This is a genomic window from Eisenibacter elegans DSM 3317 (assembly GCF_000430505.1).
Taxonomy (GTDB): Bacteria; Bacteroidota; Bacteroidia; order Cytophagales; family Microscillaceae; genus Eisenibacter; species Eisenibacter elegans.
This window is the reverse complement of record NZ_AUMD01000012.1, coordinates 477,315-497,578: the sequence shown is the minus strand read 5'-3', so window position 1 is coordinate 497,578 and position 20,264 is coordinate 477,315. Positions and strand designations below refer to the sequence as shown.

General features: G+C 47.8%; 21 protein-coding genes. 10 read left to right on the top strand and 11 right to left on the bottom strand.

Annotated elements, in window-relative coordinates:
- Positions 1 to 15: 15 nt before the first annotated feature.
- The 3 genes from G499_RS0105785 to G499_RS0105775 all read right to left on the bottom strand — a co-directional run bounded on the left by G499_RS0105785 (position 16) and on the right by G499_RS0105775 (position 2,838).
- Complete coding sequence (locus tag G499_RS0105785) at positions 16 to 540, bottom strand: hypothetical protein (RefSeq protein WP_026999162.1); 525 nt, start codon at positions 538 to 540, stop codon at positions 16 to 18.
- A gap of 260 nt (positions 541 to 800) precedes the next feature.
- A complete protein-coding gene (locus tag G499_RS0105780) occupies positions 801 to 1,988 on the bottom strand; it encodes a WG repeat-containing protein (RefSeq protein WP_026999161.1) in 1,188 nt (395 codons plus the stop codon).
- 421 nt (positions 1,989 to 2,409) lie between these two features.
- Positions 2,410 to 2,838: a hypothetical protein gene (locus tag G499_RS0105775; RefSeq protein ID WP_154658324.1), complete on the bottom strand. Its 429-nt coding sequence runs from the start codon at positions 2,836 to 2,838 to the stop codon at positions 2,410 to 2,412.
- Positions 2,839 to 3,188: 350 nt separating this feature from the next.
- On the opposite strand from G499_RS0105775, the gene G499_RS0105770 reads away from it, so the two are divergent.
- The 7 genes from G499_RS0105770 to G499_RS0105740 all read left to right on the top strand — a co-directional run bounded on the left by G499_RS0105770 (position 3,189) and on the right by G499_RS0105740 (position 8,968).
- Positions 3,189 to 4,106: a WD40 repeat domain-containing protein gene (locus G499_RS0105770; protein ID WP_035726590.1), complete on the top strand. Its 918-nt coding sequence runs from the start codon at positions 3,189 to 3,191 to the stop codon at positions 4,104 to 4,106.
- A gap of 52 nt (positions 4,107 to 4,158) precedes the next feature.
- Positions 4,159 to 4,800 carry a DivIVA domain-containing protein gene (locus G499_RS18880; RefSeq protein WP_051295950.1) on the top strand — a complete coding sequence of 214 codons (642 nt, stop codon included), beginning with the start codon at positions 4,159 to 4,161 and terminating at the stop codon, positions 4,798 to 4,800.
- Between the two features lie 15 nt (positions 4,801 to 4,815).
- Positions 4,816 to 5,187, top strand: coding sequence for a dihydroneopterin aldolase (gene folB / locus G499_RS0105760; protein ID WP_026999158.1), 372 nt, complete (start codon positions 4,816 to 4,818; stop codon positions 5,185 to 5,187).
- Positions 5,188 to 5,264: 77 nt separating this feature from the next.
- Positions 5,265 to 6,176 carry a bile acid:sodium symporter family protein gene (locus G499_RS0105755; RefSeq protein WP_026999157.1) on the top strand — a complete coding sequence of 304 codons (912 nt, stop codon included), beginning with the start codon at positions 5,265 to 5,267 and terminating at the stop codon, positions 6,174 to 6,176.
- A 54-nt stretch (positions 6,177 to 6,230) separates the two neighbouring features.
- The gene (locus G499_RS0105750; RefSeq protein WP_026999156.1) at positions 6,231 to 6,794 is read left to right on the top strand and encodes a hypothetical protein; all 564 of its coding nucleotides are present in this window, start codon (positions 6,231 to 6,233) and stop codon (positions 6,792 to 6,794) included.
- 83 nt (positions 6,795 to 6,877) lie between these two features.
- Positions 6,878 to 7,297 (top strand): nuclease A inhibitor family protein, encoded by a 420-nt coding sequence (locus tag G499_RS0105745; protein WP_026999155.1) that lies wholly within the window; start codon positions 6,878 to 6,880, stop codon positions 7,295 to 7,297.
- Positions 7,298 to 7,600: 303 nt separating this feature from the next.
- Complete coding sequence (locus G499_RS0105740; RefSeq protein WP_026999154.1) at positions 7,601 to 8,968, top strand: flavin monoamine oxidase family protein; 1,368 nt, start codon at positions 7,601 to 7,603, stop codon at positions 8,966 to 8,968.
- A 175-nt stretch (positions 8,969 to 9,143) separates the two neighbouring features.
- On the opposite strand, the gene rplI is transcribed toward G499_RS0105740, so the two are convergent.
- The 7 genes from rplI to G499_RS0105700 all read right to left on the bottom strand — a co-directional run bounded on the left by rplI (position 9,144) and on the right by G499_RS0105700 (position 16,304).
- Positions 9,144 to 9,590, bottom strand: a complete 447-nt coding sequence (gene rplI / locus G499_RS0105730; protein WP_026999153.1) for a 50S ribosomal protein L9 — start codon at positions 9,588 to 9,590, stop codon at positions 9,144 to 9,146.
- Positions 9,591 to 9,634: 44 nt separating this feature from the next.
- The gene (gene rpsR, locus G499_RS0105725; RefSeq protein WP_026999152.1) at positions 9,635 to 9,886 is read right to left on the bottom strand and encodes a 30S ribosomal protein S18; all 252 of its coding nucleotides are present in this window, start codon (positions 9,884 to 9,886) and stop codon (positions 9,635 to 9,637) included.
- Positions 9,887 to 9,898: 12 nt separating this feature from the next.
- Positions 9,899 to 10,276 (bottom strand): 30S ribosomal protein S6, encoded by a 378-nt coding sequence (gene rpsF / locus G499_RS0105720; protein WP_026999151.1) that lies wholly within the window; start codon positions 10,274 to 10,276, stop codon positions 9,899 to 9,901.
- Positions 10,277 to 10,367: 91 nt separating this feature from the next.
- Positions 10,368 to 11,489 (bottom strand): DNA-processing protein DprA, encoded by a 1,122-nt coding sequence (dprA, locus tag G499_RS0105715; protein WP_026999150.1) that lies wholly within the window; start codon positions 11,487 to 11,489, stop codon positions 10,368 to 10,370.
- Between the two features lie 259 nt (positions 11,490 to 11,748).
- Positions 11,749 to 13,119, bottom strand: a complete 1,371-nt coding sequence (locus G499_RS0105710) for a peptidylprolyl isomerase (protein WP_161627704.1) — start codon at positions 13,117 to 13,119, stop codon at positions 11,749 to 11,751.
- Positions 13,097 to 14,020, bottom strand: coding sequence for a peptidylprolyl isomerase (locus tag G499_RS18875; protein WP_051295947.1), 924 nt, complete (start codon positions 14,018 to 14,020; stop codon positions 13,097 to 13,099). Before G499_RS18875 ends, G499_RS0105710 begins: the two co-directional genes overlap by 23 nt.
- Positions 13,986 to 16,304, bottom strand: a complete 2,319-nt coding sequence (locus G499_RS0105700) for a peptidylprolyl isomerase (protein ID WP_161627703.1) — start codon at positions 16,302 to 16,304, stop codon at positions 13,986 to 13,988. The genes G499_RS18875 and G499_RS0105700 overlap by 35 nt, the downstream gene beginning before the upstream one ends.
- 408 nt (positions 16,305 to 16,712) lie before the next feature.
- On the opposite strand from G499_RS0105700, the gene G499_RS18870 reads away from it, so the two are divergent.
- Positions 16,713 to 17,801, top strand: coding sequence for an oxygenase MpaB family protein (locus tag G499_RS18870; RefSeq protein WP_051295943.1), 1,089 nt, complete (start codon positions 16,713 to 16,715; stop codon positions 17,799 to 17,801).
- On the opposite strand, the gene mnmC2 is transcribed toward G499_RS18870, so the two are convergent.
- The gene (mnmC2, locus tag G499_RS0105690) at positions 17,798 to 18,475 is read right to left on the bottom strand and encodes a tRNA (5-methylaminomethyl-2-thiouridine)(34)-methyltransferase MnmC2 (protein WP_026999147.1); all 678 of its coding nucleotides are present in this window, start codon (positions 18,473 to 18,475) and stop codon (positions 17,798 to 17,800) included. The genes G499_RS18870 and mnmC2 overlap by 4 nt on opposite strands.
- A 240-nt stretch (positions 18,476 to 18,715) precedes the next feature.
- Here mnmC2 and G499_RS0105685 point away from each other — a divergent pair, with 240 nt between their 5' ends.
- Both G499_RS0105685 and G499_RS18865 read left to right on the top strand, forming a co-directional pair.
- Positions 18,716 to 19,111 carry a hypothetical protein gene (locus G499_RS0105685; protein WP_026999146.1) on the top strand — a complete coding sequence of 132 codons (396 nt, stop codon included), beginning with the start codon at positions 18,716 to 18,718 and terminating at the stop codon, positions 19,109 to 19,111.
- On the top strand, positions 19,111 to 20,235 hold the full coding sequence (locus G499_RS18865; protein WP_051295942.1) for an AMP-binding protein: 1,125 nt from the start codon (positions 19,111 to 19,113) through the stop codon (positions 20,233 to 20,235). The genes G499_RS0105685 and G499_RS18865 overlap by 1 nt, the downstream gene beginning before the upstream one ends.
- Positions 20,236 to 20,264 lie beyond the last annotated feature (29 nt).

The window sequence follows — 20,264 nt, the reverse complement described above, 5'->3', positions numbered from 1 at the left end:
TGGGCTAAGTATAGCTTATTTTTGCACCCATCGGATGTCGCCTTGGATGACATAGCCCTGAAAACAATCATCTACACAACCAATGGGGGTATAGCCTACACGCTTGATTAGCCCCAACTTGGTGGCCTCAAAGGTGAGGTGATATGCTTCGGTGTCTCGGTAGATAACTTGCGCCTTGGCAAAGTCATAGATTTCATCCAAAGTAGGAACGGGAACGCCTACTTCACCTAGCTCGCCTTGTTTGTAGCGGCGTTTGTTAGTGATTTTGCCTGAGCGGTCACGGGTACGTACCAACACCTCGGTTACTTGGTGGTTGCGCACCTTGATGTCGTGGGTTGTTTGGATACCACTCATCACCCCCTCATAAACCAGTACATAATCATAACTATTAATCCCTTGGTCTTTGAATTTCTCCCAGTTTTGAAGGCTTTCGTTGTAGGCTCTTTGCACACCTTTGGCTGACTGTTGGGCTTTTGCAGCCACAGGGTTGAGTAAAAACAGTACCCCAAACAAAAGAATAAAGCGATAAAGTGTTGACATATTTTATTTTGTGAAACTATAAGCAATAAGATAGATAAACACAAACTTAACCATCTTCGTAGGTTTTTACAAACCCCAGTCCATCAGAAATAATGTGTCATAGGCTCGTTCGTGGCTTGTATTATACTCACTCAGAGTTGGTTTGGGAAATCTGCGCACTGAAAATCCTTGATAATCAAGGAAATCGAATGCTATAAATCTCCAAATCTTGTAAATCTTGGTATAAAATACCACAGCCTGTGCCAAAATATACCGGCTATCTAGCGTATGATAAATTCATTTCCCATTTTATCGACATAAAATGTTTTCCCTTCATATTTGACCTTGGCCAAGCCTTGCACAAAGTCTTCTACGTACTCATAAATAGGCGGGATGACTTCGCGCCCGTTTTGGTCTATAAAACCCCAACGGCCTTTGTACTTTACTTTGGCGCGGTTTTCACGAAATAGCCCTACATCTTGGTACTTGGCTTCGGTAATAGATTCCCCTTTTTTATTGATAAACTCATAAGCCTGTCCTGCTTGCCTGATGACGGCGGCATAGCCTTGCGAAAACTCCTTGCCATAGTGTAGATTAATAGGGATAATGACAGCACCATCGGCATCGATATACCCCCACTTGTAGTTTTTGCGCACTCTAGCCAATCCATTTGACATACTGATGAGCGCTTCGTATTGAAGCGGGACAACTTCTTGGCCTAAGGTATCAATCATTCCCCACCGATTGTGGCGCTCTACACGTGCGCGGCCTTCATAGAAGTGCTCGGCTAGGGTGTAGTTGATACCGATGTTCATCAAGCCGTTGTGGCTCAAGTAGCCATACAAGCCCCTGAATTTTACCAATATAGGGCCTTCCCTCCCGATGCCCAAGTAGTCATACTCATAGTCTACAATCAGCCTATTCTGTTTGTCTATCATTCCCCAGCGTTGGTCTTGGCGTACGGCGCTGAGCCCGTTCATAAAAGGCTCGGCCTGCTCATAGTGAAACGGGATAACAATATTGCCCTCGGCATTGATAAAGCCATACCGGCCTTGATGTTTGACCAAAAACAGGCCATCGCGAATGGGGTATGCCTCCTCGTAGCCTGTGAAGCTAAGTTGTTCGCCAGCAGTATTGAACAGATGGTAGCCTTTGGCATCTTTGAGCCATGCAAAGCCCTCTATAAAAGGGGTGGCGTGAAGGTATTGGATAGGGATGACTTCGTTTTCATTGGTATCGATAAAGCCATAAAGCGACCCCACACGTACCCGTGCCAAGCCCTCCTGAAAAGGCAATGCGTCGTGGTATTGGGTTGGGATGAGCACCTGACCCTCTGCAGAGGCATAGCCCCACATATTGTTTAGGTGGATTGGATAAAGGCTGATTTCATTTTGTGCCAATAATGGCATCTGACAGCCAGCCAATACGCAGTATAGCAGCAGAAATGAAAAAGAATAGGCGGCTCTCATAACATTAGGCAATTAAGAAAAACAAAGGGTACAGTATTGGATAAGGCAGCGTCTTTCCTCCATCAACGCTATCCCCCACCAAAATGACGACTTTTGGCGGATAAAGTTAGGTATTTAAGATGAACGGCTGGTTTCTGTCGGTAAAATGTTTTTGAAAGCGTTGAACCCCAATCGGAATTATACCACGGTACACGCCACTGGACATTTTTCAAATCCCACTTATTTTACCCCCAAAATAAGGCCTTAGCTTGTCTCGGAGCTGGAGTTCTGAGCTACTTTTCCAAAAATATCCAGTGGCGTGACCACGACGTAACCTAGGCTTCTAGCCTGTATTGAAATACTACAGCCCAAAGACTACATTACGAAAACATAAAAAAAGCCTTGATAATCAATAAAATAACATCTTGATATAAAAACGAGCCTAACTATCGAAGAAGCCGATGCCTTCATCGTCCCAATACTCGCCCGGCCCCAACTCACCTCCGCCAAAAAGTGCTTCTTTTTCGTCGAAGGCACGAAAATCTGACTCCTCAAGAGGGTTGAGCTCATAGTTGGCATAAAATTCCTCCCGCATAAAATAGTACCATACATTATAGCGAGCCATATCTTCTTGGCGGCTGGAGAGCGCATCTGCTCGGTCTACTGTTTGATTGCGTTTGCGCATTTCTTGCGCATATACCTCTGTGCTGACTACCTCACCGTCTAGTGTTACGGCGTGCTGTTTACAGATATATTGCCCCGAAACGGAGCATTTGCCTGCGGCCGGGCGGCCACAAATACGCTGTACGAAGAAGCCTGTTTTGACCATACAACGGGGCTTTCGGGGTGTTTTGGCGCTATCGTCTGTCATAAATATCTAAGGGCTAGTAGGGGGGGTAGAACGCATTGTATCCAATCTGAAGCTCAGGGGCAGTTATATCCAATCAAAATGGGTTTGGGATGTGTACTGAAAGTCCTTACACATCTGGAAAATCAAATAAAATTTGGTATAAATTAGCAGAAAAGAAGCCAAGTATCAAAGCTTTACTGCTTTTTTTTAGCGACTTGCTGCAAGTTTGGGTAGTTTCAATTTTTTAGACCATAAAATCTAGTGATTAGCTATGCTTTGAACTTTCCCCTCAAGCCAATAGTTATGCACTCAGAAGACAGCATTTTGCCTAAGACAGTTGATTCTTGTCTCCATTTTTGAATACTATTTTTATGAAACTCATCCAAGTCGATAAGTTAGAAACACTCAGCGGCCACCGCGATTGTATATATGCCCTTGTTCAGGGCGAATCACCTAATATTTTTTATACTGCTGATGGCACAGGGCTAGTGGCGCGTTGGGATTTGTTGAAGCCCGAAATGGGTCAGCCCATCGCCCAAGTAGCACACGCTGTGTATGCCCTATGTATGATTCCGGGCAGCAACCAACTCATCGTTGGGCATAACACCCAAGGGATTCATCTCATTGATACTCAGGCCAAAAAAGAGCTTTATTCGGTAAAACTCACCGATGCAGCCATTTTTGATATTCAGGTACAGCTGCCCTATGCTTATATTGCTTGTGGCGATGGCGTAGTCATTGTATTTGACCTAATGCACCGCGCTGTGCGCCAACATCTGAAAGCGTCTCACGAGCGAGTACGCGCTCTGGCCCTCCACCCTACAGCCCCACAGCTGGCCGTGGGCTATAGCGATGCGCATATTCGCGTGTTTGATACTGAGCACCTTAACCCTTTGTATGATTTTGAGGCACACCAAAACTCCGTCTTTACCCTCCAATACAGCCCCGACGGGCAACACCTTGTCAGTGGTGGCCGTGATGCGCACTTGGCTGTCTGGTCTGCTACCGAACACTATAGCCCCAAAGCCAAAATAGCCGCACACCTATATGCGCTCAACAGCCTCTGTTTTAGCCCTAGTGGGCGGTTTATGGCCAGCGGAAGTATGGACAAGTCCGTCAAGATATGGGACACCCAAGAGTGGCAACTCCTCAAGGTCATCGACAAAGCCCGACACGCCGGGCACGGCACCTCCGTCAATAAAGTACTGTGGACTAACCACCAAGGTCAGCTCCTATCTGCCGGAGATGACCGGCTCATCAGCCTTTGGGACGTAAAATTTAAGTACTGAGCTTGGCTATTTCCAAAAAAATGTGCTTTATTGTAGCCTAAAATTAAGCCTTATGAAATTCAGCCCATCTGACATCAAACACCAAACCTTTACCAAAAAATCTTTTGGCGGAGGGTACGACCGTGAAGAAGTCCACGCATTCCTGATGGCATTGGCGCAAGAGTGGGAAAAAACCAGCGACGAAAACAAGGAAGCCCGTATCAAAATCGAGTTTCTAGAAAAAGAAATCGCCAAACTCAAAGAAGTAGAAACTTCGCTCTTCAAAACCCTCAAAACCGCTGAGGATACCAGCGCCAATATGGTAGAGCAAGCCCGCAAAAACGCCGAGCTGAAGCTCAAAGATGCTCAGATGCGCTCAGAGGCTATTTTGACCGAAGCCCGCACACAGGCCAAGGCCATCGTGCAAAAAGCCCAAGACAAGGCTCGCAATATCGACGCAGAGGCGCTTGACCAACTCAAGGCCAAAGAACGCGAATATCATCAAATAGAGCTACAACGCGACCACCTTGTCTCAGACCTCAAGGCCATGATTCAAGAAACGTTAGAGAAAATCACCCGTTTAGAGTCTCGCGACTACCGGCAATTCTTCACTGAGAAAGCCCAAGAAATTCGCCAACAACTCGATGAGCGCCAAGCCTTCTTAGAGCCTCAGGCCGAAGCCCCCATCAACCACCTAGACAATACCGCCGACTAAGCGCGCCCCTTCCTTATGCAAACCACTGTAGCGCTCGAAGGGCTGGAGTTTTTTGCCTACCACGGCTTCCATGACGAAGAGCAACGTATCGGCAACAAATACAGCGTAGATATCCGCATAGGCCTGCCCGATACCAAGGCCGGCCAAAGCGATAACCTAGCCGATACCGTCGACTATGGCCAACTCTACCAAATTATTGCCCGACGTATGCAACAACCCGCCCGACTCTTAGAGCACCTCGCCCACGATATTCTACAAACCGTAGCCAGTACCTACCCCCAACTCCTCTCCGTAGAGGTGGGGGTTACGAAATACAACCCGCCCATAGGAGGGGTATGTACCCGCGCCCAAGTTTGTGTGCGCGAAACATTCCCCATAGTACCCTAAACAACAAGCTTTTGCTAAATTTGCACCGCCCATCAGGGCAACTGGTTCCAACTGATTTCTAAAATACCCCCTGCTCTGTGCTGACACCTGATGATATGCAGCTCCCCTTTAGCGAAGAGGGAATTGCCATGCTCAATTTCTTGATGGCCTTTGTGATGTTTGGCGTAGCGCTAAATATCCGCATTGAAGATTTCCGGCAAATCGCCAATGACCCCAAACCAGTCTTGGTAGGGGCTATAGCGCAGTTCTTGATGCTCCCAGCGCTAAGCTGCCTCGTGGTCTGGGTAGCCAACCCTTACCCCAGCCTAGGCCTTGGGCTGTTGCTAGTAGCCGCTTGCCCGGGGGGCAATGTCTCTAACTTTATCTCAATGGTAGCCAAGGGCAACCTTGCGCTCTCGGTATCGCTTACGGCCTGCTCTACCCTGCTTTCTGTCGTGATGACCCCGCTCAACTTTAACTTTTGGGCAAGCCTCATCCCGGCACTACAGCCTACCATCAAGGTCTTCAGCCTCAACTGGACAGATATGCTCTATACACTGGCTATCTTGATTGGCCTACCCGTAGCCCTAGGGATTTGGTTTGGGCATCAATTCCCACGCACCACCAAGGTGATTCAAAAAGGTATCAACAACCTGGCAGTCATCTTTTTTGTGGTCTTTGTCATATTCGTACTAGCCAAAAATGTGATTCAGTTGATCGATTTTCTACACTTTGTCTTGCTTTTGGTTTTATTTCATAATAGCTTAGTGATGTTTGCCGGATATATGCTGGCGCGAGCCACACGGCTGCCTATACGCGACCGCCGCACCATTGCCATCGAAACCGGTATTCAGAACGGCGGGCTAGCATTATTGATTGTTTTCAACTTTTTTGACGGGCTCGGCGGAATGGCCTTAGTAGCCGCTTGGTGGGGCGTATGGCATTTCCTCTCAGGAATGCTGCTAGCCTTTTATTGGAGCCGCTGGAAGCCCTACCATAACTATGCTTAGTTTTTTTCGTACAACCGTATGCAAAGCAATCTTTATTACATAATACCTCAAACTATGAAACAAAAATTCAACCTCTTACTGACTTTAGCCGCCCTTTTGATATTGACAGTAGCCGCACCGCTCAACGCGCAGAGCGATGCCAATCGCCGCGAAACCGTTGACTGGATTGTGGGAAAGGTACGCGAACACGGTAACTTCAAATATTTTTTCAGAGGGGAGAATGAGTTCTTCAACGCCCGATTCTACACCGGAGGCTCCAACTGTACTTGGTTTTATGAGTATAGCGAAACACGCTATGACGCGCCCGACCGAGGCCGAGGCCGTAAACCCAAAGTATACAAAATCCGCTTCCGTATCAAGGATATCAGCGAAGTAGTGATGGAACCGGTAGAAGGTAAGCAACAAACCGGCAACAAGGTGCTTTACTATGCTGTTGTCTTCCGTGCTTTTAATGACCGCGAGGCTGTCCGCAAACGCCAACGTGGCGAAGGGCGAGACCGCACCAGCCGTGTCGCCATCTATATCGACGACGAAGAAGTGGCTGTCCGTATGGTTCAGGCTTTTACTCACGCCATTGAGCTGTGTAACCGTGGAGACGCTTCCAAAGAAAAATTCTAAACCCTTTGCCAAAAGGCTGCCCCCTAAGCTAGGAGTGTATGTAGCCCTTGGCCTCATTTCAAACCCCAATTACGCATTGTCTGATGTCAACGCAAGACCCTATCGACATACTGCTTAGCCGCTTGGAGCAAGCTAGCGCAGGATTGCTCTACCCGAGCGAGTCGGATTATCCTTTTGAAGCCATCTACTGGGAATGGGATCAAGATGCCCCCCTCAGTAGCGAAAGCCTTCGCGAATACCTCGAAGAGGATGAGGATACCCCCATCTCCGAAATACCACTAGAGCGGTTTTTCCGCCCGGTAGCCGAAGAAAAAGACTGGCACTCCGACGAAGAGCGCCTAGAAGTACAGCAGTACCAAAATTTGCGCAAACTGCTGGAGCAGCTCCTGCAAGATTTGCGAGTCTTTAAGGTAGGCGATATTGAAGTTGATGTGTTCATTGTCGGCAAAGTTCCCAATACGGAAGACTATGCAGGCTTGTCTACAGTCGTGATTGAGACCTAGGTCTGCCATTGGCACACAAACCACGCCACCCCAGGTTTTCGGGGGTGGTTTTTTTGCGTCTGTAATCCAAAACAAGCCCAACCACAGGTATTTGTGGGGCGAATTTTGTTAGGGTAAAAACAATAACAAGCGTCTGTCTATCTTCTCCGAAAGACTCTCAAATTGGAAGACTTCGATGCCTTGGCAGAAGCGCTCTTCCACACATCTCTATTTTCAACAGTATATACGACCTCAGCGGTCGGTTTGGGAGCGGCAAAGAAATATTGTAGGCAAACGCGACACAACCCTAAACCCTATATCTGAATGAAAAGACGGTATTTTCTCAAAGCAACGGCACTGGCAGCTACCGCCACAGCCATTGCGCCCCAAACACTGCTGGCAAGCCAAGTTAATTCAACAGCCAAAAAGAAAGTAATCATCCTTGGTGGGGGCATTGCAGGCCTAGGCGCAGCCTATCGCCTACAGCAGCTGGGGCTAGATTTCACTGTGATCGAAGGACGTAAACGCCTCGGAGGACGGATATTTACCCATACGATCGATCCTGAGGCTGGCCAAACAATAGAGCTAGGTGCCGAATGGATTGGCAACTCGCATACGCAGATGCGTGAGCTGTGCAAGGCTCTGAATATCAAATTAGTAGACCACAGGTTTGAAACCCACCTTTTGCTCGATGGCCAACACCAAAAGCCCGGGGCTTGGTCGCTTGACCCTCAGTGGGAGCGTAGTTTCAAACAACAAATAAGCGACTTCAACGAGAAACTAGGCCGCTCAGATTACAAAGACCTCGACCGTGTCAGTTGGCGGCAGTATCTCCAAGAGCGCAACATCTCGGAGCGTGACCTAGAGGTGTTGGAGTTGTTCCATAGTACAGACTTCGGAGAAGACATCCGCCACGTATCGGCTTATGCAGCCTTGAGCGAGTATGCAGAGTCAAGCGAAAAAAACGAGATGGACTGGCGTATTGAAGGAGGCAATAGCCGCCTTATCGAAGCCCTAGTCTCTACACTGGGCAGCGAAAACCTCTATCTTGAGCACGAGGTCATTAGTATCCAACAACGCGGGGCTAAGGTCACTGTTGGTTGTGCCAATGGCACTAGCTTTGAGGCCGATGCGGTGATTTGTACCCTGCCTACTTGGGCGCTGAGCCGAGTGATTTTTGACCCTCCGCTACCACCCAATACACGTGAGGCCCTTAGTGCTTTGCAGTACTCCCGAATTATCAAAACCTCTGTACTTTATCGGGAGCGATTTTGGAACGATGAAGCTTTTGACCTTCTCAGCGATACCCTGCCACAATATTTCTTTCATAGTACCAAAAACCAAGCTGGTAATGGTGGGGTGTTGACTTCCTATGCGGTGGGCGACCGCGCCTATGTAATGAGCAAATACAATGATACTCAAAAAATACAGGCCATAGACCAAGCCCTAAAACCCGTTTTTGGTGCTACTGCGCCTTTGGCACAAAGAGTGGTGAGCTATTATTGGGGCACTGATCGCTATACCCAAGGCGCTTATGCTTTTTATGGGCGCAAGCAGTGGTTTGATGAATACGAAACGCTTCAGCGGCGGTTTCGCAAAGTATACTTTGCCGGCGAACACCTAGCCGATTGGCAAGGCTTTATGGAAGGCGCACTCCAAACAGGCTATGATGCTGCTGAGGCCATTGCTTGACCGCCAAAATTACACCAAGATTCACAAGATTTGGAGGTTTACAGGATTTGATTTCCTTGATTATCAAGGGTTTTCAGTACGCATATTTCCCAAACCAATTGTGATTGGGTATAAAAAAACCACCCCAAGTGATGTTGGGGTGGCCTGAGCGTTGTACCAATGTGATGCGGAAAGATTAACCTTCGATGACCACAAAAGTTACTTGTTGTTTTACCTCGCGGTGCAAGTCAATCGTAGCTGAGTATTCACCCAAAGCTTTGATTTCTTTCTCATTGATAGAGATTTTGCGGCGGTCAAGGTCAAAACCTTGTGCTTTGAGCGCGTCGGCGAGCTGAATAGTAGTGATAGCACCGAAGATTTTTCCGGTTTCACTTACTTTAGCAGGCAACTCTACGCGTACAGTAGCGAGCTTATTGGCCAAGTCGAGGGCTGCTGTCTTGATTTTTTCGGCCTTGTGGGCAGCTTGTTTCAAGTTTTCAGCCAACATTTTCTTGGCAGCAGGCGTAGCCAGTGCGGCCAAACCCTGCGGGATGAGATAGTTACGTCCATAGCCCGGCTTCACGTCCACGATGTCGTTTTTATAGCCAAGACCCTTCACGTCTTCTTTTAGAATAACTTCCATGACAAGTTAAAATATTTTGGGTAATAAGTTAAGTGCCGTGTGGCTTACTTCAACGAATCGGTTACATACGGCAACAAAGCCAAGTGGCGGGCACGCTTGATGGCTTGCGCTACTTTGCGCTGATATTTCAGGCTAGTACCGGTAAGGCGGCGAGGCAGGATTTTACCCTGCTCATTGACAAACTTGAGCAAGAACTCAGGGTCTTTGTAGTCAATGTATTTAATGCCAAGCTTCTTGAAGCGGCAATATTTTTTCTTCACCTCTGTACGGTGTAGGGGTTCATTCATCAATGTCATAACAAGTCCTCCTTAAGCTTCAGTTGTGGTAGTTGATTGTCCGGATAAACGACGGCGGCGCTTTTCGGCATAAGCCACAGCGTGCTTGTCAAGCGCTACAGTCAAGAAACGCATCACACGCTCATCGCGGCGATACTCTGTTTCGAGTGAAGCTACGGTGGCGTTGTCAGCTGTAAATTCTACTACGGTGTAGAATCCAGTGTTTTTCACACCGGCGTTTTTCAACTTGATAGGGTAAGCCAATTTCTTCAGCCCCCAGTGCTCCTCGTGAACAATTGTTGCTCCTTTGTCAATCAAAACTTGTTTGAACTTAGCAACAGCGTCCTTCACCTGGTCATCAGGCAAAACGGGAGTTAAAATGAACACTGTCTCGTAATGATTCATAATAATTGTATCTGTGTATAACAGTTTGAAAATTAAGGTTGCAAAACTACTGATTATAAGTGGCTTTTCAAACTATTGTCCCAAAAGTTTCAGCCCTTCAGAGCAATTCATAGCTTTGGCCGGGCAGCGCACAGAGGACTCCCTGTAGCTCTAGGCTTAGCAGCAGGCTGCTGAGTTGTGGGAGCGTCAGGCCTGTGTGTTGTATCAGCTCATCGAGGAGCGCTTTGCGCGCAGGCTTGCTACGCAAGAAGCTGATAATCTGTTGTTCTAGGGGTGTGAGCTGTGTCAATGGCAGCCTCATTGTCTGGCTTTGGTTGGTTTGACTTGTCGGGTTTTGCCAGCGCAACATCATAACAAGGTCTTGGCCTTCTGTAATCAGGTTGGCCTGGTGTGTTTTGATGAGCTCGTTACAGCCTTGGGAGGCGGGCTGGTTGATATTCCCCGGCAGGGCAAAAACCTCCTTATGATAGTCATTGGCTACTTTGGCTGTGATGATGGCGCCTCCTTTGTTGCGGGCTTCGACCACCACGACTGCGTCGGCCATTCCGGCAATGATACGGTTGCGGGCAGGAAAGCGGGCAGCGTCCGGTTTGGTGCCAAAGGGATTTTCGGTGAGCAACCCACCTGCCTGAAGCATCTCTTGGGCAGTGTTTTTATGAAGGGCTGGGTATACTATATCGATTCCATTGGCCATAATGCCTATTGTTGTGAGGCCTTGTCGCAAGCTCTCGCGGTGTGCGGCAATATCGATTCCGTAAGCCAACCCACTGATGATGACAGGCTTATACGGCAACAAATCTTGGATTAGTTTTTCTACAAACAACTTGCCGTAAGCTGTGGCTTCGCGTGTGCCTACTATTGCCACAGTGCGGAGAGCGTTGAGGTCGGCAGTGCCTTTGTAATACAGGACCAAGGGCGCATCAGGGATGTGAAGCAGGCGTTTGGGATATTGTGCGCTGCTATAGCTCAGTAGCTCAACTTTCTGTTTGCGGGCTTCGTCGATGATGCGCCCGGCTTGTGTGAGGTAGTCGGCGGCTTCCATCTGCCTGGCAATATGTGGCCCAACTTGAGGGATTTTGAGCAACTTGGCCTTGGGCATTTGCCATACAGCCTCTGCGTTGCCTCCATAACTGATGAGTTGGCGCGCCGTAACAGCTCCTACCCCCGGCACAAGACTGAGGGCTACTTCATATAGTAGATTGTCAGAAGAATTGGGCATAGCCTTGGGTAATAATTAATGAATATTCACCCAAGTTACAAGCCAGAAAGCTGTCAAGTTGAGAAGATGGTTGTAACGAGGTGTATGCGATTATCTATAAAAAAACCGACAATTCCTATAACTTTTGGAATTGCCGGAAAAATTTTATACTAAGATTTACCTGATTTGAGGATTGACGGTATTTGATTTTCTTGATTATTAAGGATTTTCAGCGCATAGATTTCCCAATTTTGATTGGGTTTAACCTATCACAATCGGTTTATGGTGCATCTTTATTACTCCCCAAGATATTGCAAGGCAGGTATTCGGGGTCGATATAAACAAATACTTCGTCTCGGGCTTGTGTAAACCATTGCTCGATGGTTTTTTCTTTTTTCTTGGCCAAGGCCATTTGTTGTATCTTGGGATAATCACGTTCGAGAGACGCAAAGTGCCCATCTCGTTTGCCTTGGAGATAGACAATACGCATAGCTTCTTTACCGTCGTCTGTACGATAAGGGATAGGCTTGGTAATGTTGCCTACGGTCATAGAGTCTACCACAAAATAGAGGTATTTGTCAATCATATCTAACGGCACATAACCATCGCCACGGCCAGAAGAGATATAGCCTCCATTGGTGGAGCTGTTGATGTCGTCAGAGTGAAGCTTGGCGGCTTTTTCAAACGTAAGCGAATCCCGTATAATCAGGGTGCGGAGACTATCGAGGAAGCGCTCGGCTTCTTTGATATCGCCTTTGGAAGCTTCAGGACGTAGGAGAATGTGCTTGGAGTTAAACTCATCACCACGGCGGTCGATGAGTTGGATAAGGTGAAACCCAAAAGGCGACTCAATGACCTTAGACAGCTCTCCGGGTTGTAGCTTAAAGGCGACGGCCTCATATTCGGGCGTAAACATCCCCCGCGTAACCCAGCCAAGATTGCCACCTTCAACGGCACTGAGCGGATCCTGAGAATAGGTTTGGGCTAAGATACCAAAGTCTTCTCCGGCGATGATCCGAGCACGGAGTTGCTCCAGCTTTTCGCGGGTGGCGGCTTTGCTGTTTTTGTTAGGCTCCGGTATTTTGACAATATGGCCTACACGCCCTTCTTCGTTGATAAAGGGGATGGTGTCAAGCGTTTTGAAGAAATCTTGTACTTCTTTGGGCGTAACTTTTACACCTTGTGTAATATGCTCTTCCATTCGTTCTACCACCATTTGCTCTCGAACTTGCTCGCGGAGCTCTTCCTTGATGAGTTCGAGGGGTTTTTGGTAGAGGTTTTCGAGCTTGTCGGGACCTCCGGCCTGTCGGACAAAATACTCCATCCGTCGGTCGAGTTGGTCTTGTAGCTCTACTTCTTCTACCATTACGGAGTCGATATCGGCCTTAGCCACGAGTAGCTTGTTGGTAACAATGCTTTCTAAGATACGACACTTGAGGTCTTCGCTATAGCCTCGTCCACGGGTTTCGGCGAGGTATTGCTGGTAGGTAGCTTCCAACTCCGAGAGCAGTACGATGTAGTCATCTACTCTGGCGATGATTTTGTCACCGGCATCGCTTCCCCCTTGGGCATACGAGAAGCCGGGTAGTAATTGGCAGAGCCCTAGGAGCAGGCCCAGCCCAAGATACTTAGGGCTTATTGAAAATTTCAAAGGCATTTTTCTTTTTGGCTTTTTCATAGATTTCCTGTTCTAGTTGCTTGGCTAATAACACCTTGCGTTGGTTAAGAATCATTTCGCGCACGCGATCTCTGACGAAGGGTAGTGGGGAGGTGTCGTCCGAAATTTTAAACTCCAACACCCGTAAGTAATAACTGCTAGTGCCATCTACCTTGGCATAATATCGGTTGAGCTTGAGAAAATCAATCTTATTAGGCACTTCGGCCAAAGGTGTTCCCCTCACAAGGGCCTCAAAATCAATCCAAACAGTGTCGTTAAGATGCTGAAAAGAAGCATAGTTTTGGGCAAAAGTCAAGATTTTGGCGGCATTGTCTTCATTATAAGCTTGCAACCATCCGGGCAGTTCGTCTCGATCAGGAGCACCAGTAGGCACTACCAAGAAGAGCGCCTTGACAATATTGTTTTTGAGCTGGAAGTTGTCAATATTTTCTTCGTAATATTGTTTGATTTCGGCTTCTGTGATAGCCGTATCGAGCCTTTGGTCTATATAGCTGCGTGTCAGCTCATAGGCCATCAAGTCATAACGGTACTCTTGTACTTTGCGCTCTAGGGTTTTTTGGTCTATTTGAACCTGTGTTTTGGCTTCGGCCATCAGCAGCTGCTTTTGAACCCACCTATCGATGTAGCGGCTGATAAGTTGGGCGCTATCCGCAGCAGAGATGTTGGCTGGCAATACCCCCTCCAAATCACTTTGGTAGAGCGTGATATCTCCTACTCGGGCGAGCGCCTTGTCGGCATTATTGTTGTTTTTGCTTTTACAAGCGCCATTTGAGAGTAGTATGGTAAGTACGAAAGTCCCTGCCCAAAAGGGAAGCCCAAGGGCAGAGGCGATAGAGGATTTAGCGTTGAATAATTTGCTGAAATGTTTCTTCATTGATTTGTACAGGATACTTTTCGCGCAGGGCAGTAAGCCAAGTTTGCTCTAGGTAGTTTTGGTAATCTGCGATAACTGCCCCTTGGGTTTCATGAAAATTTTTGAGTCGTGGCTGCTCTATACTCTGAATTTGAATCATCACCACACGGTTGTTTATCTCTACAACGTTAGTACCTACCTCCCATTGTATGGCATCGAGGTAGCTATTGTCTCCTTTGGCAAACACTCCTTCATAAAATCGCAGCGCTAAAGGGTTTTCGGCGTTGAGTTGCTGGGCAAGATATTTCTTATCAGTCGTATGTAGTGTCAGTTCTACACGACGGTTTCGGTCTTTGTCATTGCGCGATGCCAATCGGAAAGCCCCAAAATCGCTGATGATAAGCTGCTCTACAGGTACTTTTTTGGCCAAGAGATATTGCGTAACAGCCTTATTTCGGGCTTGCGAAAGAGCGGGCTTTTCGGAGTTATCCTGATGGCCACCTAGCTCCAATAGCAGTTGTGGGTCTGCGTTGAGGCGCTCGGCTAGTTGATCCAGTACTCGGCGCTGAGGGAGGCCGAGTTGGCTGCTTTCTTTTTCAAAGTAGAGGATATCCAAGGCCTCATCGAGGGTATAATATCCTTTGTCGAGTCGGGCGCGCAGTTTGCCTAGGGTTGTGTAATCGGCCACATCATAAATACTGGCCACAGCACGATAATCCCATCGGTAGTTGTCGCGATTTTGCTCAAAATAAGCACGCACCCCTGCGCTATCTTTCAGGGCCTTGCCCCAAACGCTGTCGTTCATCATCTGAAAGAGCATCATCCCCTCCTTGTATTCTTTGACCAACATTCGGTATTCGGGGTATTGCATAGGCAACAGGCTGCGCTCAAAATCAAGCGTAGATTGGTCTAAAAAACGCTCATAATACCACTGCATATAGAATGCAGGTGTTTTGAGATGCGCTTTGGGTACTTGGCGCTCATAGAGGTATTCGAAAAACATACCTACGGTATAGTCTTTCTTCACCTTGTAGGTTTTATCTTCGAAGCTGAAAAGCACCTCACGCAACAGGTCTGTTTGGCGGTAACTCCAGTTGCCATCAAGCAGTTTTTTGTCGGCCTGCGCCAGCGCTTTCTGCAATGTTTTGGGGAAATCTTTGAGATTGTTTTTGACTTGAAGCTTTTGTATGAGGCTTTCCTGAATCACCTGATAGCGGGTGTCACGCATTACTTTTTGGCGCAACACAGGCTGTAGCTCTTCGTATGATTCTAGGTTTGTTTTCTTGAGTAATCTTACAATATGCCATCCGTAGTTGGTACGGAAAGGGGTCGAGATGTCACCGGGTTGCTCTAGCGCTACTGCGGCTTGCTCAAATGCCGGGATGACTGTCCCGATAGCAAACTCAGGCAGCTCGCCTCCTTTATTGCGCGATGCATCATCATCCGAAAACTGCAAACACAAGGCAGCCCAGTCTTCTCCATTGCGCAAGCGTTCGTGGATAGTCTGTATCTTTTTCTCGGCCAGCAACGAATCTTCGGCGGTCGCATTGGGCGGAACCCGCACCATAATATGAGCTGTTTGGAGCTTTCCGGTAGCCGGGCGGCGGTCCAATACTTTTACAAAATGATACCCGAAGCGCGTCCGCAACAGGTTAGAAATACTACCTACCTGTGTATTGTATGAGGCATTTTCAAAGTTATACATCATTTGAAGGGCCGTAAAGTACCCCAAGTTGCCTGCATTGTCTTGCGCTGCGGGGTCTTGAGAGTATGATTGGGCTAGCTCTTCAAAGTTCTTACCCGAAAGGGCCATTCTTCTCAAATCCAGAATACGCTCATATACGAGCATAGTATCGGCAGGCTCGGCATCTTCCTCTACTTTGAGCAAAATATGCGATACATTGACCTCCTCTTGAAGGCGCTCATAGGCTTCGCGCATCAACTCGGTCATTTTTTCTTGGTCGATGAGATAGGGTTTGGCCAATTCCTCTTGGTAGCTTTCTAGCTCTCGCTGAAAGTCAGGGTCTTGGTCAATCCCTTGGCGCTGCGCATCCAAAATTTTGAGCCTAAAATTGAGATACAAATCTAGGTAATTGCGCAGGTTTTCCTCGCTGTAGTTTTGATCTTGCTCAGTGTTGAGTGTTTTTTCATATACCGACAAAAAATCTTTAGCCAGTATGGGTTCTCCACCAATGGTAGCTATTACTGGATCTTTGCCTTTGGATACTTTACCCGTACCCTGACAAGCTACCATCACTAAGCTCAAAAGCCACCACCAATATAGGCGCGTACGCAGACGATTCATAAGGTAAAAAACAATCATATCATTGTAGATGGCAAAGGTACATACAATTTTAGGAATATTCCTATGGTTTGGAGATTAGGATGGTAAGCTTATACTTGCTACCGATCAAAACACATTACAAACAATTGACTATCAGATAGTTATCTGTGTTTTACACCACAAGCTATCAGGTTTACAGGAATGATAAGGCATTGGCTCAGGGCATTTTATACCAAGATTCACAAGATTTGATTCTCAAGGATTTTCAACGCACACATTTCCCAAACCAATTTTGATTGGGCATATATCTCATCTTGGTGTATACAACAACAAAAAGCGCCTACTTAGTGCGCTTCTTTGCAAAACCGTCCATACCGCTCACACATTGTCGAACCTTTTGGGGTACATCAGGTTATCATACCAAAAACGATGTACTACTCAGATCAACAGTTAGCCACCAAAAGACAAGAGGGGGATGCTGCCGCCGACGCAGTTGTTCAGGAGATGTTTGCCAATACGGCGCATACTGCTCAGTATATGCGTCAATTACATAGTATCAAAACAAACCAAGACCTGACCAAAGCAGGGTTATCGCCATTTTTGCAAGAATATTTTAGTCAACACCAGCAACTGCCGCCTTGGGCCGATACTCAGGCAATGAACCGTGCGAGTGTTTTTTTTGACAAACACACACAACCGGTTTTATTGTTGTTGGGTTTGCTGTCTTTGCCATATTGTTATGCTGCTGCCTTAGGAGCAAAAGTACTCTGCTATACGGAGCGTATACGCTCGCAAACCTACCAGCGTTTGGGCGAAACAGCACAGTTTGTTGTCGACGTAACTGCCCCTCAAGGATTTGGAGAGCAGGGCAGCGCCTGGGCCTCTATTCTGAAGGTTAGGCTTATGCATGCCACCGTCAGGCATCATCTCCTCCGACACAAAACTTGGGACAGCAGCCATTGGGGGGTTCCGGTCAACCAAGAAGATATGGCTGGTACCAATCTAGCCTTTTCTTGGTTGGTATTGCGCGGCTTGCGCCATAGCGGCTGGCAGGTCAGCAGCCAAGAAGCGCTTGACTATCTACACCTCTGGAATGTGATTGGGTATGGCCTCGGAATCAGCGAAGACCTCTTACCAAACAATGCAAAAGCAGCTTTTTGGTTGAGCAAGCGAATTGGCCAAAGGCACTTCCGCCCCTCGGAAGAGGGGCAATCGCTCACCAAAGCCTTGCTCCAGAGCCTGGCGCAGTCCGGCCAAGACAACCCCGTATTTGCACGCTTGCCCCAAGGTTTTTGGGTGTCATATATGCGGGATTTGTTGGGAGCTGAGATTGCCGATATGCTTGATATTCCTGCGGCTACGCTCAGCCACCAGGCCTTGATATGGGCGCTCAAGCAGGGTATTCAAACCCAAAATTTCTTGTTTGGCAGCCAGCCTTCGCGCCGTACCAGCGCCAATATCAGGCAACAACTGGCACAGTGGGAGGCCGGATTTGTCCCCCCATTACATCTGGGCTAGCGCTTGTGAGCGCGTACCATCTCACGCTTGCGATTGGGGCCGGGCAAGGATTCTACCTCAAAGCCAATGGCTTTCAAATCACGTTTAAATTGACCCTTGGCACAATAGGTAACCAAGACCGCATCGGTGGCCATCCAACGGTAGATAGACTCCAGCACCGAATAGTCCCACATCTCGGGTTGTTTGGTAGGGGCAAACGCATCGAAGTATACCAAGTTGATATCAGGTTGTGGATGTTCATAATGTTGGATGGCAGAGGCTATCTTACAAAAAGACAGGCGCTCCTCCAAGACCAAAACTTCCCCTGCGGGCTGCGCGTGTAGTTGATGATAGAGCGGCGTAAGCGCCTCATCGACCATTGCCGGATACAGCAACTGCGAGACAATCTCCATCGGAATAGGAAAAGGCTCCAACCCTGTATAACTCAAATGCTGCTGGGGGTAGCTCTGTTGCATTGCCTGAAAAGTCAACAAGGCGTTGAGGCCTGTACCAAAGCCTACCTCCAGCAATCGAACCACAGGATAGCGCTCGGCAATATAACGCAGCCCCGCATCAATGAATACGTGTTGCGACTCTTCGATAGCTCCTTGGCGGGAGTGGTAAATCTCGTTGAAACGACGGCTAAACAAGGTCTGTGAGCCATCATCAGTGATATGTATTTCTATGTCTGACATAATCCATCTTACTTAGCACACGCACGCTTTGGTTGAGGGCTTCGCCCAAATGCCTGTGGCTTAATATAAAATACAAAATTACAACATTTGTTTGTTTTGTATGGTTTCGAATTTGATTAGTCAATGTACCTATGCTTTGATGTCGCTGTATAATAGGACTTTTTGAAGCTTTTTGTGCCTTAACCAATATTTTTTCGTAATTTGCTGCTACCAATCACACACACCCAACACCTTGAACTTATGGAATTGACACTTGCTCAACACAATCTCTTCCGGGCGGTTGCTGAGTTGTCTTATGTAATCGCGCAGGCCGACAACCAGTTTATGGCCGAAGAAGTACAAGCTTTCAAAAAAGCCATCCATGATGAGCTGGGCAAGCACAGCTGGCTGGCCGAAAATCGCTTCGACATTCTCCAAGATATAGGCGATTTGGATAGCGCCTACCGGAGTGTGTTATTTTTTATCAAACAAAATCGACAAGGCCTTACGCCAGAGTTGATTGATAAATTTATCCGTATTCTGACCAGAGTGGCCGAGGTAGCCGGAATTGTCGACGAGGAGAGGGAATTGCTCCAACGTTTCGAACACGACATCAGAATCATCTACCAACAAAATTTTCAAAAGCCTATTGCCTAATGCGCTGGATTTTTAGCCCAACTGATGTTTGGCAAGCCGAAGACTGGCCTACACTATCCCTTGTTGGGTTACCCGATGCCTTGGCCGATGCCTTGGCTTTTTGTCAGGCCTGGTATCGAGGGCAAGCCGAGTTTGACCTGCAAACTTCTGGCTCTACAGGGCAGCCCAAAACCATCCGTTTGGCGCGAGAGTTGATGGAACATAGCGCCCGCAGTACCCTACAAGCCCTAGGTTTGGGCAAAGGAGGCTGCGCCTTGCTATGCCTCAATACCAATTATATTGGGGGGCGGATGATGCTCGTCAGGGCGATGATGGCCGATATGGATTTGTATTGGCTGCCGCCAGTGGGCAACCCTGTGGCCTTATTGCAAACACATTTCCCCAAAAGCCCTCCTTTCGCCTTGGTAGCCTTAGTGCCTCTACAGGCCGAAGCTATCGTACATACAGCGGCCTATCGACAATATACTGATAATTGGCAACACATCCTCATTGGGGGCGCTGCGGTAAGTCCTAGCCTTACACAATCGCTACAACAACTACACGCTGCGGTATATGCGACCTATGGGATGACAGAAACCATCTCACATATCGCCCTACAACGCCTCAACGGTACAGCCGCCGACGAAACGTTTGTAACCTTGCCCGGTATTGAGATAAAATGTGATCATCGCGGCGCACTGGCCATCAAAGGTGCCGTAACCCAACACGAATGGATACAAACCAATGATTGGGTAACACTACATCCTCCAAAAGGCTTCCGCTGGTTGGGGAGGCTCGACAATATCATCAATAGTGGAGGGGTAAAAGTTCCTGCCGAAAAAGTAGAGCGCGCCATCAGTCTGGTATTGGCTGATATGGGCTTGCCATATCTGTTTTTTGTAGCCGGCTTGCCACACCCCCAGTTGGGGCAACAGGTTTGCCTAATTATAGAAAGCCCCCCTTGGGACGAAGCCCAAACAGCCCGCTTTTGGCATTTGATAAACCATCAGGCGCTGCTGGGCAAATATGAGACTCCCAAGCAATTGTATTTTTCACCCAAATTTGTACAAACTGCCAGTGCCAAAATTCAACGCCGCCAAACCTTGTTGGCTATGGGGCTGATTGCAGATGCTCCAGCTACCTAAGTTGTGGCTCCCTCACTACGACTAACACT